Here is a 14,768-nt window from a genome sequence, read left to right as displayed (position 1 = left end):
CGACCCGCACCCCACGCGAAGGCCGGTTGAGCAGGGCGTGCTCGAACAGGCGCCGGCGTCGTGTCCTGTGGTCTGCGTCACGCGAGTCAGATTACGGAAGATTCACGTGGTCCGACTCGGGTACATAGATCAGGTGTTCTGACAATTGAGGAGCCTCGATCTTGGTGAGCGACGACGAACTGCTGGATTACCTCAAACGAGTCACCGCTGAGCTGGACAGAACCACCCATCGGCTCCGCGTGGAGGAGGAACGCCAGCGGGAGCCGATCGCCATCATCGGGATGAGTTGCCGCTTCCCCGGAGGCGTGACCTCACCCGAGGACCTCTGGGCGCTGCTGACCGCCGGCACGGACGCCATCACCGGCTTCCCCGACGACCGTGACTGGCCACCACCGTCCACCGTCGCCCACGACGGCACCGAAGCCGCCGGCCCCCCGCCCGTACGCAACGGCGGCTTCCTCACCGACGCCGCCGACTTCGACGCCGGCTTCTTCGGCATCGCCCCACGCGAAGCCCTGGCGATGGACCCGCAGCACCGGCTGCTGCTGGAAACCAGTTGGGAAGCCTTCGAACGGGCCGGCGTCGACCCCCGGTCCCTGCGCGGCAGCCGCACCGGCGTCGTCGTCGGCATGGGCAACACCGACTACGCCTTCACCGCCGTCCCACCCCCGGCCGGGCTCGAAGGGCACCTGCTCACCGGAGTGTCCGGCAGCGTCGGCTCCGGCCGGCTCTCCTACACCTACGGCCTGCGCGGGCCCTCCCTGACGGTCGACACCGCCTGCTCGTCCTCACTGGTCGCCCTGCACCTGGCCGCCCACTGCCTGCGTAGCGGCGAGTGCGACCTCGCCCTGGTCGCGGGCGCGGCCGTCATGGCCACCCCGGCCAGCTTCGTCGCCTTCGCCCAACACGGCGGCCTCGCCCCGGACGGCCGGTGCAAGTCGTACGCCGACGCCGCCGACGGCACCGGCTGGGGCGAGGGGATCGGTGTGCTGCTGGTGGAACGACTGTCCGACGCGCACCGACACGGCCACCCCGTCCTGGCCGTGCTGCGCGGATCATCCGTCAACTCCGACGGTGCCTCCAACGGCCTGACCGCGCCCAACGGCACCGCACAGCAGCAGGTGATCGAGGCCGCGCTGACCGCCGCCGGGCTGACCGGCGGCGACGTGGACGCGGTCGAGGGACACGGCTCCGGCACCCGGCTCGGTGACACGATCGAGGCGCAGGCGCTGCTGGCCACCTACGGCCGGAACCGACCGGCCGGACAACCGCTGTGGCTCGGCTCCGTCAAGTCCAACCTGGGACACACCCAGGCCGCAGCCGGCATCGCCGGAGTGATCAAAATGGTACTGGCGCTGCGGCACGGCGTCCTCCCCGCCACCCTGCACGCCCAACAGCCCAGCACCCGGGTCGACTGGTCCACCGGCACCGTACGCCTGACCACCCGACAGCGGCCCTGGCCCACCGTCGACCGCCCCCGCCGCGCCGCCGTGTCGTCCTTCGGCATGAGCGGCACCAACGCCCACGTCGTCCTCGAACAGGTACCCGCCGCCACCACCGACCCCCGGCCCGCACCGGCCGTGCTCCTGCCGTGGGTGCTGTCCGCCCGCACTCCCGAGGCGCTGCGCGCCCAGGCCCGACGCCTGCGCGCCCATGTCGACGAACACGACCTGGACGCCGCCGACGTCGGCTACTCGCTGGCCACCACCCGCAGCACCCTGGAACACACCGCCGTCGTGACCGGAACCGACCGCTCCACCCTCCTCGACAGCCTCGAAGCACTCGCCGCGGACCGGCCCGACCCGGCCACCGTCACCGGACGCCGCACCGACACCGCCCGGCAACCGGTGCTGCTCTTCTCCGGCCAGGGCACCCACTGGGACGGCATGGCACGCGACCTGCTGGACACCGAACCCGTCTTCGCCCGCACCATGACCGAGTGCGCGCAGGCCCTCGCCACCTGGCTCGACTGGCCGGTGCTCGACGTCGTCCGGGGAACACCCGGCGCGCCGACCCTGGACCGGGTCGACGTCGTCCAGCCGGTCCTGTTCGCCACGATGGTGGCGCTGGCCGAACTGTGGGCGTCCTACGGCGTCCGCCCCGCCGCGGTGGCCGGACACTCCCAGGGCGAGATCGCCGCCGCGTACGTCGCCGGTGCCCTCTCCCTCCCCGATGCCGCGAAGGTCGTCGCCCTGCGCAGCAGGGCCCTGCGACGGTTACGCGGCGCCGGCGCGATGCTCTCGACCCTCGCCCCGGTCGCCGACGTCCGGGAACTCCTGGCACCCTGGCAGGACCGGCTGTGGATCGCCGCCGTCAACGGACCGGCCGCCGTCACCGTCTCCGGTGACGACGCCGCCCTCACCGCCCTGGAACGCGAACTGTCGGCCCGTGGCATGCTGCGCTGGCGCATCGAAGGCGTCGACTTCGCGGCACACTCCGGCCAGGTGGAGCAGATCCGCGACGAGATCGAGTCGGAACTGACGGGCCTCACCCCGCGACCGTCGGACGTCCCCTTCTACTCCACCGTCACCGGCACCCACCTCGACACCCGCGGCCTCGACGCCACCTACTGGTACCGCAACCTGCGCGAGCCGGTGGCCCTCGACGCCACGGTACGGGCCCTGCTCGACGCCGGGCACAGCCTCTTCGTGGAGGTCAGCCCCCAACCCGTGCTCACCATGGGCGTCCAGGACCTGATCGACGAGTCCGGCACCGACGCCACGATCATCGGCACCCTGCGGCGTGGCCGCGGCGACCGACGCCAGTTCCTGGCCACCGTCGCCGACGCGTACACCCGTGGCGTCGACGTCGACTGGCGGGCGGCGTTCACCGACGCGACCGTCGTCGACCTGCCAACCTACGCCTTCCAACGCGACCGCTACTGGCTCCCCGAGGCCGACGGCGCAGACGGCCGCCGACCCGGCACCCCGGCCACCCGCACCGGCGTCGCGGACCAACGGTTCTGGGACGCCGTGGAACGCACCGACCCGGCCGGGCTCTCCCACCTCATCGGTATACCGGACGACACCACCCTGCGGGCGGCGCTGCCGGCGATCGCCCGCTGGCGTCAGCAGTCGACCGAGACCACGCTCGCCGACTCCTGGCGCTACCACGTCTCGTGGACACCGCTGCCACCACAGCCGACGGCCGGCCTGCTCGGGACCTGGGTGGTGGTCCAGCCGGCGGACCACGACCGGGACGACCGCCTGCAGGGGGTCCTCGCCCGGCTCCAGGACAGCGGCGCGTACCTGCGCACGGTCACCCTGTCACCACAGGACGCGAGCGGCGGGCGGGTGGCCGAACGGCTGCGCGACGGGGTGCGTGACGCCCCGGCCGTGGTCGGCGTGGTGTCGCTGCTGGCCCTGACCCGGCACACCGACCCGGACCAGCCCGACGTCCCCGGCGGCGTCGCCCTGACCCTGGCCCTGGTCCAGGCGCTCACCCAGGTGACGCTGGCGGCGAAACTGTGGTGCCTCACCTGGGGCGCGACCACGGCGACCACCGGCACACCGGACCCCGCACAGGCCCAACTGTGGGGTCTCGGCCTCGCCGTGGCCCAGGAACACCCGCGACTGCTGGCCGGCCTGGCCGACCTGCCCCCACTGCCGCAGGCAGCCGCCCTGGCCCACCTTCCCACCGTGCTGTCCGGTCGCACCGGCGAGGACCAGGTCGCGGTGGACGACTCCCGGGTGCTGGCCCGCCGCCTGGTACGGGCACCGGCACCCGGCCCCGACGGTCTCCGGTGGCAGCCGAGGGACACCGTCGTGGTGACCGGCGGCACGGGCGCCCTGGGCTCCCGGATCGCCCGGTGGGCCGCCCGCAACGGTGCCCGGCACCTCGTCCTGCTCAGCCGCCGGGGTGCCACCGCGCCGGGAGCCGACAGCCTCGCCGAGGAGCTGCGCGCCTGCGGCGTCACCGTGGCCTTCGAGGCGTGCGACACCGCCGACCGGACGGCCCTCGCCGCTGCCCTCAGCCGCGTCCCGGACGACCTCCCGCTGCGCGCCGTCGTCCACGCGGCCGGCGTCAGCGGCGGCCACACCCTCACCACCGACCTCACCACCGCCCAGTTCGCCGAGGTGGTCGCCGGTAAGGTACGCGGCGCCGAACACCTCGACTCCCTGCTCGCCGACGCGGACCTGGACGCGTTCGTGCTGATGACGTCGCTGTCCGGCGTGCTCGGCGGCGCCGGACACGCCGCCTACAGCGCCGCCAACGCCCACCTCGACGCCCTGGCCTGCCGCCGTCGTGCCGGCGGCCGGACCGCGACGGCCATCGCCTGGGGTGGCTGGACCGAGACCGGACTGACCGCGACCCCCGACGAACTACGCGACCTGTTCGACCTCGTCGGGGTCCGCGCCATGGCCCCGCAGCCGGCGATCACCGCGATGGGCCGGGCCGTCGCCGGCGGCGACACCACCGTGGTCGTGGCCGACCTGGACTGGTCGCTGTTCATCTCCGCCTACACCTCACTGCGCCCGAGCACGTTCGTGGAGAACTTCGTCGAAGCCGACGACGACCGCGACGGCGCGGACCGCGCGGCCCGACTACGGGAACGGCTCGCGGCCCACGAACCGGCGCACCAGGAACACCTCCTGGCCGAGCTGGTGCGGGAACGCGCCGCCGGGGTGCTGCGCCACGCCCAGCCGCAGGCGATCGACATCGACCGGCCGTTCCGGGAACTGGGCTTCGACTCCCTGCTGGCCGTCGAACTGCGCAACCGGCTCAACGCCGCCACCGGCCTGCGGCTGGCGACCACCGTGGTGTTCGACCACCCGACCCCGCAGCTGCTGGCACGACAGATACGCCACGCGCTGCTGCCCGAGAACGAACCCCCGCCGTCGCACGCGATCTTCGCCGACCTCGACCGGCTGGAGGCCAACCTGCACACCACCGCCTTCACCGCCGAGGCCCGGGCCCGGGTGACCGCCCGGCTGTCCGAACTGACAGCGAACTGGACGGCCGGCGCGGCGGCGAACGGATCGCTGTCCGACACCGCCAGCGACGACGAGATGTTCTCCTACCTCCAGGAGAACTTCGGGATCTCGTGAGCCGGCCGACCGTCACCAGCCGAGGAGGGTCCGTGACCAACTCCGAGCGACTCCGCCACTTCCTCCGCGAGACCGCCACCCAGCTCCAGCACACCCGCCAGCGGCTCGCCGAGGTCGAGGCCCGGTCCCTGGAGCCGGTGGCGATCGTCGGCATGGCCTGCCGCTACCCCGGCGGCGTCGACTCCCCGGACGCGCTGTGGAACCTGGTCGCCGCCGGCACGGACGCCGTCACCACCCTGCCCACCGACCGGGGATGGGCCCCGCTGGACGTCGGACCCAACCTGGGTGGATTCCTGCACGACGCGAGCGGATTCGACGCCGAGTTCTTCGGCATCTCACCGAACGAGGCGCTGGCCATGGACCCGCAGCAGCGCCTGCTGCTCGAATCGGCGTGGGAGGCCGTCGAACGGGCCGGCATCGACCCGACCACGCTGCGCGGCAGCCGCACCGACGTCATCGTCGGAGCCGCGTTCACCGGCTACGCCCCCAGCGCCACCGGCGCCGACGGCGTCCGCGAAGGAGACGCGGTCACCGGCAGTTCGTTGTCCGTGCTGTCCGGTCGGATCGCCTACACCCTCGGCCTGACCGGAGCGGCGGTCACCGTGGACACGGCCTGCTCCTCCTCCCTGGTGGCACTGCACCTCGGCGTCCGCGCGCTGCGCGCCCACGAGTGCGACCTGGCCCTCGTCGGCGGCGTCACCGTGATGGGCACCACCGCCCCGCTGCGGGAGTTCGCCCGCCAGGGCGGCCTCGCCGCCGACGGACGCTGCAAGGCGTTCGCCGACGACGCCGACGGCATCGGCTGGGGGGAAGGCGCCGGCCTGCTGCTGGTGGAACGCCTGTCCGACGCGCACCGGCTCGGTCACCCGGTGCTGGCCCTGGTACGCGGCAGCGCGACCAACCAGGACGGCGCGTCGAACGGCATCACCGCACCCAACGGCGCCGCCCAACGGGCGGTCATCGTCCAGGCACTGGCCAACGCCGGAATCTCCCCGGCCGACGTGGACGTCGTCGAGGCACACGGCACCGGAACCGGCCTCGGCGACCCGATCGAGGCCCGGGCGCTGCTGTCCACCTACGGCCGGCACCGACCCCCCGACCGGCCGCTCTACCTGGGCTCGGTGAAGTCGAACATCGGCCACACCCAGGCCGCGGCCGGTGTGGCCGGCGTCATCAAGATGGTCCAGGCCATGCGGTACGGCCAGCTCCCGGCGACCCTGCACGCGACACCACCGTCGTCACACGTCGACTGGACGCAGGGCGCGGTCGAACTCCTGCACGACCACCGGGACTGGCCCGACACCGGCCGGCCCCGCCGCGCCGCCGTGTCCTCCTTCGGCATCGGCGGCACCAACGCCCACGTCGTCCTCGAACAGGCGACCGACCCGCCCGCCGACACCGACGAACCGGCAGGCCACCACCCGTGGATCCTGTCCGCCAAGGGCACCGCCGCACTGCGCGCCCAGGCCGCGACGCTGCACGCCCACCTCACCACCCACCCGCACCTGAGAGACCCCGCCGTGGCCCACACGCTGGCGGCCCACCGGACACTGTTCGACCACCGGGCCGTCGTCACCGGCCAGGACCGCGAGCACCGGCTCGCCGCGCTACGGTCCCTGGCCGCAGGGGAACCCACCCCCGCCGTCCACGTCGGACGTCGCGGCACCGTCCGCGCCGCCGTGCTGTTCACCGGGCAGGGCGCGCAACGACCCGGCATGGGCCGCGACCTGTACGAGCGGTTCCCCGCCTTCGCCCAGGCGTTCGACGCGGTGTGCCGGCACTTCGACAGTACGCTGGCGATCCCCCTGCGCGACGTCGTGTTCGCGGCCCCGGCCACCCCCCACGCCGCTGAGCTGGACACCAGCAGCTACGCCCAGCCCGCGCTGTTCGCCGTCGAGGTCGCGCTGTTCCGGCTGTACGAGTCGTTCGGCCACACCGCCGACTACGTGCTCGGCCACTCCCTCGGCGAGATCACCGCCGCCCACGTCGCCGGAGTGCTCTCCCTCCCGGACGCGGCCACCCTGGTGGCCGCCCGCGGCTCCCTCATGCAGCAACTACCACCCGGCGGCGTCATGAGCGCGGTCCGCGCCGGGGAGGTCGACGTGCTCACCGCACTGGGCACCCTCGACCGGCCCGTCGACGTCGCCGCCGTCAACGCCCCGTCGTCGGTGGTGGTGTCCGGCACCGACGCCGACGTGAGCGCCGCCGAGCAGGTGTTCACCGCCCGCGGCTGGCGGACCACCCGGCTGACGGTCACCCACGCGTTCCACTCGGCCGCGATCGACCCCATGCTCGACCGGTACGCCGACGTGCTGTCCGGCGTCACGTTCGGCCAGCCCGCCATCGCCTTCGTCTCCGCCACCACCGGCCGGATCACCTCCGGCACGGAACTCGCCACCCCCCGGTACTGGCTGGACAACGTACGCCGCACCGTCCGCTTCGCCGACGCCCTGCGCTCACTGGACGCCGCCGGCGTCACCACCTACGTCGAGGCCGGCCCCGACGCGGTGCTGTCCACGCTGGTCCGGGAGTGCCTGCCGCCGTCCCCGCGCCGCGCGGTCGTGCCCCTCCAACGCCGCGACACCGACCAGGCCGCCACCGTCGACCAGGCCATGGCGGACCTGTTCGTCCACGGCGGGCCGGTGGTGGCCGTCGTCCCACCGCACCTGGCCGGCACCCCGGCCGAACTGCCCACCTACGCCTTCCAACGACGCCGCTACTGGCCCGAACCGACGCCGGCGTCCACCCCGCGCCCCACCGCCGCCGGGCACGACTGGCACTACGAGATCCGCTGGGAACCCCTGACCACCCCGCAGCCGACCCATGGCCCCGACGGCACCTGGCTGCTCGTCGCCGCCGACGCGGAACTGGCCGACCGAGTGTCGACCGCCTGCGGCACGGCCGGGATGACCGTCACCTGGCTGACCGACGACGGCGCGACACGACAGGCCCTGGCGGCCCGGCTTTCAGCCCTGCCCACCGAGCCGGCGGGCATCCTGTGGCTCCCGGACGGCGCGGACACCGAACTGGCGGCACTGACCAGGTCGGTGACCCTCGCCCAGGCCCTCACCGACGCCGGCATCCCCGCACCCGTGTGGTACGTGACGGCAGGTGCGACGTCCGTCGCCGGTGAACCCGTCACCACCGTCGCCGGCGCGGCGGTCGCCGCCCTGGGCCGGGTGATCGGCCTCGAACAGCCGGATCGCTGGGGTGGCCTGATCGACCTGCCCGCCGCACCGTCGGACGCCGACCTCGCCGCGCTGCCCGGCCTGCTGGCGCTCGACCCGGGTGAGGACCAGATCGCCCTGCGCCCCGGCGGACGCCACGTCCGCCGGCTCGTCCGGGCGAGTGCCCCGGCCGCCGCGACACCGTGGCGGCCGAACGGAACCGTGCTGGTCACCGGCGGCACCGGCGGCCTCGGCGGCCAGGTCGCCCGCTGGCTCGCCACCGCCGGCGCCGAACACCTGGTCCTCCTGTCCCGGCGGGGACCCCGGGCACCCGGCGTCGCGGCCCTGCTCGACGACCTCGCCGCGACCGGCGTCGAGACCACCGTGGTGGCGGCCGACGTGCGGGACCGGGCCGCGATGGCCGCCCTGCTGGCGCGACTACGGGCCACCGGACGACCGCTGCGGGCCGTCATCCACACCGCCGCGACCCCCCAGCCGCCCGCGACGGTCACCGAGACCGCAGTGACCGACCTCGCCGGGGCACTCGACGCCAAAGTGGCCGGCGCCGCCGTACTGGACGCGCTGACCGGCGACGACGACCTCGACGCGTTCGTGCTGTTCTCCTCCGCGGCGGGGATCTGGGGCAGCGGCTCCCAGGCCGGGTACAGCGCCGCCAACGCCGCCCTCGACGCCATCGCCCAGCGTCGACGGGCACGGGGGCAGGCCGCCACCTCGATCGCCTGGGGAGCATGGGCCGGCCCGGGCATGGCCGAACGGGCCGGCGACCACTACGCCGTGCGGGGCGTACGGTCGATGCGGCCCGACACCGCCCTCCACGCGATGTCCCGCGCGGTCGCGACCACGAACCCGGTCCCGGTCATCGCCGACATCGACTGGCCCCGCTTCGCCGCCACCTACACCGCCGCCCGCCCCCGCCCCCTGATCACCGAACTGGCACCGCCACCGTCGGAAACCACCGACCGGCCCGCTCGGACGGATCTGCGCACCCGCCTGGCCGCCCGGTCCGGCCAGCAGCAGACCGACCTGCTGCTGCGGACCGTCCGCGCGGAGATCGCCACCGAACTGGGCCACCCCTCACCGGACTCCGTCGAACCGCACCGCCCGCTGCGGGAACTCGGCTTCGACTCGCTACGCGCCGTCGCGCTACGCGACCGACTGACCAAGGTGACCGACCTGCCGCTGCCCGCCGGCCTGATCTACGACCACGAAACCCCGCTGGCCCTGGCCGACCACCTGCTGGCACTGCTGCGCGGTGACGCCGCGAACGCCACCGCACCCGCCGACGGCGGTCTGCACGACATCTACCGGCGGCTCGCCCTGCGGGGCGACATGAACGCGATCGAATCGCTGTGCGTGGGCGCGGCCGCGCTGCGCGAGACGTTCGACTCCGCCGCTGACTTCGGCCCCGACGCGGCCCTCGTCGACCTGGCCCGTGGCGGGCAGGGACCGACGGTGTTCGCCGTGCCGCCGTTCGCGCCCGTCGAAGCGGCCATCCAGTTCGCCCGGCTGGCCGACTACCTCCAGGGCCGCACGAACCTCTCGGTGCTGCCGGTACCCGGGTTCCGCACCGGCGACCCCCTGGCCACGACCGTCGAGGCACTGGTCGGAGTGCTCACCCGCTACGTCCTCGGACGTCCCGGTGACCAGGCGCCCGTCCTGCTCGGCTACTCCTCGGGAGGATGGCTCGCCCACGCGGTGACGCACGCCCTGGAGCAGGCGGGGACACCACCGCTGGCCCTGGTCCTGCTGGACACCTATCCGCCCGACGGCATGTCCCCGGCCCTGCGGCGCGCCATGAACTACGAACTGGTCGTCCGCCGGGCGACCTTCGCCACCCCGGACTTCACGTCCCTCACCACGTTCGGCAGCTACCGCCGCATGTTCCGCGGCTGGCGACCCGAACCGGTGCGGACCCGCACCCTGCTCCTGCGCCCCCTCCAGCCGGTACCCGGATCGCCGGACGAGCCTCCCGTCACCGGCGACTGGCGCTCCCGGTGGCCGGGCGACCACGAGGCCGGTGAGGTGCCGGGAGACCACTGCACGATGGTCGGCGAGTACGCCGACAGCACCGCTGCCGCCATGTGGACATGGCTGGACGGAATCCGGCGCGTCAGCGCCACGGGAGGGACGTCATGAGCAGATCAGACTGGCTGGACCCGGGCGAGACCGAACTCCTCGACGCCCGGGCGCTGCGGGACCGGGCCGCCATCCAGGACGTGGTGGTCGCCGCCGGACTGCTGCTGGACGCCGGCGACTTCGACACGCTCCGGACCCTCTACACCGCCGACGCCATCTTCCAGATGGACCCACCCCCGGAGGGCTACCCCAGCGTGCTCACCACCCCGGAGCAGATCATGATGGGCTTCAGCTACCAGTGGAACCACGCCCGCGACGAGGTCGGCGTGATGTTCCGGCACGTGACGTCCAACCTCCTGATCACCGCACTCGGACCGACCACCGCCGAGGTGTACTCGATCGTCACGGTGACCGGCCTCTACACCGACGGGCAGTTCGGACTGCGCCGGCTGGGCAACTACGTGGACCGGCTCCGCCGCGAGGGGACACGCTGGCGCATCGCCCACCGGACGGTGCACATGTCGGCGCCCCCACCGCTGCGCCCGGCGCAACCGGCGACCGCCGACCCGACCCGACAGGCACCGTGATGACCGCCGGTACGGGCAGCACGGCGGATGAACCCGTCGCCGTCATCGGGGTGGCCTGCCGCCTGCCGAAGGCCCCGACCCCCCGCCACTTCTGGCGTCTGCTCACCGACGGGCTCGACGCGGTCGGCGAGGCACCACCCGGACGCTGGCCCGGCCCCCCGCTGCCGCACCGCTTCGGAGCGTTCCTCGACACGATCGACACCTTCGACGCCGACTTCTTCGGCATCCCGCCCCGCGCCGCCGCGGCCATGGACCCGCAGCAGCGGCTGCTGCTCGAACTGAGCTGGGAGGCCCTGGAGGACGCCAGGATCCCGCCCGCCCGGCTCCGCGACACCGCCACCAGCGTCCACGTCGGAGCGATGTGGGACGACTACGCGACGCTGGTGCTGCAGGCCGACCCGGAGGCCGTCGACCAGCACGCCCTCGCCGGCACCGGCCGCGGCATCATCGCCAACCGCGTGTCACACTTCCTCGGCCTGCGCGGACCCAGCACGACGGTCGACAGCGCCCAGTCGTCCTCCCTCGTCGCCGTGTACCAGGCGTGCGAGGGCCTGCGCCGGGGTGAGTCCACTGCGGCCATCGCCGGCGGCGTCAACATCGCCATCCGAGCCGAGACCACCCTCGGCGCGGCCCGCTTCGGCGGCCTGTCGCCCGACGGGCGCTGCCACACCTTCGACGAACGGGCCAACGGCTACGTCCGCGGCGAAGGCGGCGTCGTCGTGGTGCTCAAACTGCTGTCCCGGGCGGCCGCGGACGGCGACCGGATCCACGCCGTCATCCTCGGCGGCGCGGTCAACCACGACGGCGGCGACCACCAGTTCACCGTGCCCAGCCCGGACGCCCAACGGGAGGTCATCGAACAGGCCCACCGACAGGCCGGCGTCGACCCCGCCGACGTGCAGTACGTCGAACTGCACGGCACCGGCACCAGGGTCGGTGACCCGGTCGAGGCCCGGGCGCTCGGCGCGGCCGTCGGCCGCCACCACCCGGCCGACCGGCCGCTGCTGGTGGGTTCGGCCAAGACCAACGTCGGACACCTCGAGGGTGCGGCCGGCGTGGTCGGGCTGCTCAAGCTCGTGCTGAGCCTGCGGCACCGCCAACTGCCGCCGAGCCTCAACTTCACCCGGCCGAACCCTGAGATCCCGCTCGACGACCTGCGGCTGCGGGTACAGACCACCCTGCAACCGTGGCCGGCCGACGGGCGGCTGCTCGGCGGTGTGAGTTCCTTCGGCATGGGCGGGGTGAACTGCCACCTCGTCCTCACCGACCCGCCCCCGTCGGCCTCCCGCCGGCCGTCGGCGCGGCCCGGCCCGCCCGTGCCCTGGCTGATCTCGGCCCCGACGCCGCAGGCCCTGCGGGCCCAGGCCGCAGCCCTGATCACCTGGCTCCAGGAACACCCCGACGCGGACCCCGACGCGGTCGGCCGCTCCCTTGCCCTGACCAGGACACGGTTCGCCCACCACGCCGTCATCGACGCACCGGAGGCCGCCGGACGCCGGGACGCGCTGGCCGCGATCGCCGCCGGTCGCGCCGACACCGACACCGGCACCGCCTGGCTGTCCGACCTGCAACCCGACCCGGCCGGATACGTCGACCTGCCCACCTACGCGTTCACCCGCGAGCGGTACTGGGTGGGGGAGGTCCCCGCGCCGACCGCGCCGGGCGGCCCGGCCCCGGATACCCTCGACCTGGTCCGTGCCACCGTGGCGGCGGAACTCGGACACGCGACAGGTGACGCGGTCGACCCGCACCGCACCTTCGAGGATCTCGGGCTCGACTCGATGGGCGTCACCAGCCTCACCGCCCGGCTGAGCACCGCCACCGGCCGGCAACTCGCCACCGGCCTGACGTTCCGGTACCCCACCCCCGCCGACCTCGCGGAGTTCCTGCGCGCGGAACCCACCGGCGATTCCGCTGCGCCACCACCGCCACCGGTCACGGCACCGACCACGGACGACCCGGTCGTGGTGGTCGGCATGGCCTGCCGTTACCCCGGCGGCGTCCGGTCCCCGGAGGACCTGTGGCGGCTGGTCGACGAGGGCACCGACGCCATCACCCCGCTGCCGACCGACCGGGGATGGGACCTGGAACGCCTCTTCGACCCCGACCCGGACCGGCCCGGCACCTCCTACGCCCGCCACGGCGGCTTCCTGCACGACGCGGCGGCCTTCGACGCCGAGTTCTTCGGCATCAGCCCCCGCGAAGCCGCGGCGATGGACCCCCAGCAGCGCCTCCTGCTGGAGGTGTCCTGGGAAGGCATCGAACGCGCAGGCATCGACCCCCTCAGCCTCACCGACAGCCGCGTGGGTGTCTTCGTCGGCGCCACCGACCAGGAGTACGGACCCCGCCTCGACGCCACCGGCGAGGGCTCGGACGGCTACCGGCTGACCGGTGGCACGGTGAGTGTCGTCTCCGGCCGGATCGCCTACGCCCTGGGTCTCGCCGGACCCGCCGTCACCGTCGACACGGCCTGCTCGTCGTCGTTGGTCGCCATGCACCTCGCCGCCCAGTCCCTGCGGCAGGGGGAATGCACCCTCGCGCTGGCCGGCGGCGTGACCGTGATGGCCGGCCCGGGCATGTTCGTCGAGTTCAGCCGGCAGCGCGGCCTCGCCCCCGACGGCCGGTGCAAGGCGTTCGGCGCCGACGCCGACGGCACCGCCTGGGCCGAGGGGGCCGGCGTGCTGGTGCTGGAGCGACTCTCCGACGCCCGTCGCAACGGACACCGGCCGCTCGCCGTGCTCCGCGGTTCGGCGATCAACTCCGACGGGGCCAGCAACGGGTTGACCGCCCCCAACGGTGCCGCCCAGGAAGCCCTCATCCGGCGGACGCTCGACGTCGCCGGCCTCACGGCGCAGGACGTCGACGCCGTGGAGGCCCACGGCACCGGCACCCGGCTCGGCGACCCGATCGAGGCCGAGGCCCTCCTGGCCACCTACGGTCGGCACCGGCCGCCCGACCGGCCGCTGTGGCTCGGCTCGCTGAAGTCCAACATCGGCCACACCCAGGCCGCCGCCGGCATCGGCGGCGTCATCAAGATGATCGGCGCGATGGGCCGGGGCACACTGCCCCGGACCCTGCACGCCGACGTGCCCTCACCCCGGATCGACTGGACGACGGGCGGCGTCGCGCTGCTGCGCGAACCGACCCCCTGGCCGGACACCGGCCGCCCACGGCGGTTCGCCGTCTCCTCGTTCGGGATCAGCGGGACCAACGCGCACGTGATCCTGGAGGCACCGGCGGAGGAACCGGCAGAGCCGACGCCGTCCGACGTCGCGGTGGTGTCCACCGCTGCGGTGGTTCCGTGGGTGTTGTCCGCCCGGTCGGAGGCGGGGCTGCGCGCGGTGGCGGGCGGGCTGGCGGACTCGGTCGGCGGTTCGACCGACGTGGACGTCGCCTTCTCGCTGGGGTTGCGGTCGGTGTTCGATGTCCGGGCGGTCGTGGTGGGTACGGGCGACGAGCTGCGCTCGGGTCTGGTCGAGGTGGCCGGCAACGGGGTGGACGTGAACCGCGCCAATGTGGTGTCTGGTGTTGTGGGTGGTGGTGGGCGGGGTGTGGTTTTTGTGTTTCCGGGTCAGGGTTCGCAGTGGGTGGGTATGGCGGCGGAGTTGTTGGTGTCGTCGCCGGTTTTTGCGGCGCGTATGGGTGAGTGTGCGGTGGCGTTGGCTCCTTTTGTGGAGTGGGATTTGTTGGAGGTGGTGTCGGGTGGGGTGGGTTTGGATCGGGTTGATGTGGTGCAGCCGGTGTTGTTTGCGGTGATGGTGTCGTTGGCTGAGGTGTGGCGGGTGTTTGGGGTGGTGCCGGATGTGGTGGTGGGGCATTCGCAGGGTGAGATTGCGGCGGCGTGTGTGGCGGGGGTGTTGAGTTTGGGG

General features: G+C 73.7%; 3 protein-coding genes and 1 pseudogene. All 4 read left to right on the top strand.

Annotated features, from left to right (window positions below):
- Positions 1–164: 164 nt before the first annotated feature.
- Positions 165–5,048 (top strand): annotated as a pseudogene (locus tag JQX11_RS11885) (type I polyketide synthase); the annotation flags it as partial.
- The gene (locus tag JQX11_RS11880; protein WP_443673940.1) at positions 5,045–10,372 is read left to right on the top strand and encodes an SDR family NAD(P)-dependent oxidoreductase; all 5,328 of its coding nucleotides are present in this window, start codon (positions 5,045–5,047) and stop codon (positions 10,370–10,372) included. The pseudogene JQX11_RS11885 and the gene JQX11_RS11880, both read left to right, overlap by 4 nt.
- Positions 10,369–10,899 carry a nuclear transport factor 2 family protein gene (locus JQX11_RS11875; protein WP_204925035.1) on the top strand — a complete coding sequence of 177 codons (531 nt, stop codon included), beginning with the start codon at positions 10,369–10,371 and terminating at the stop codon, positions 10,897–10,899. The genes JQX11_RS11880 and JQX11_RS11875 overlap by 4 nt, the downstream gene beginning before the upstream one ends.
- Positions 10,899–14,768: type I polyketide synthase (locus JQX11_RS11870; RefSeq protein ID WP_204925034.1), on the top strand; the 3,870-nt coding region annotated here is incomplete at its 3' end. The genes JQX11_RS11875 and JQX11_RS11870, both read left to right, overlap by 1 nt.

The organism is Micromonospora humida, assembly GCF_016901255.1.
Taxonomy (GTDB): Bacteria; Actinomycetota; Actinomycetes; order Mycobacteriales; family Micromonosporaceae; genus Micromonospora; species Micromonospora wenchangensis.
The sequence above is the reverse complement of the archived record's forward strand: the minus strand, read 5'-3'. Positions and strand labels throughout refer to the sequence as shown.

What these genes read in the sequence shown, in the direction of transcription:
- JQX11_RS11875 (WP_204925035.1), top strand. Translation starts at nt 10,369, where the DNA reads ATGAGCAGATCAGACTGGCTGGACCCGGGCGAGACCGAACTCCTCGAC.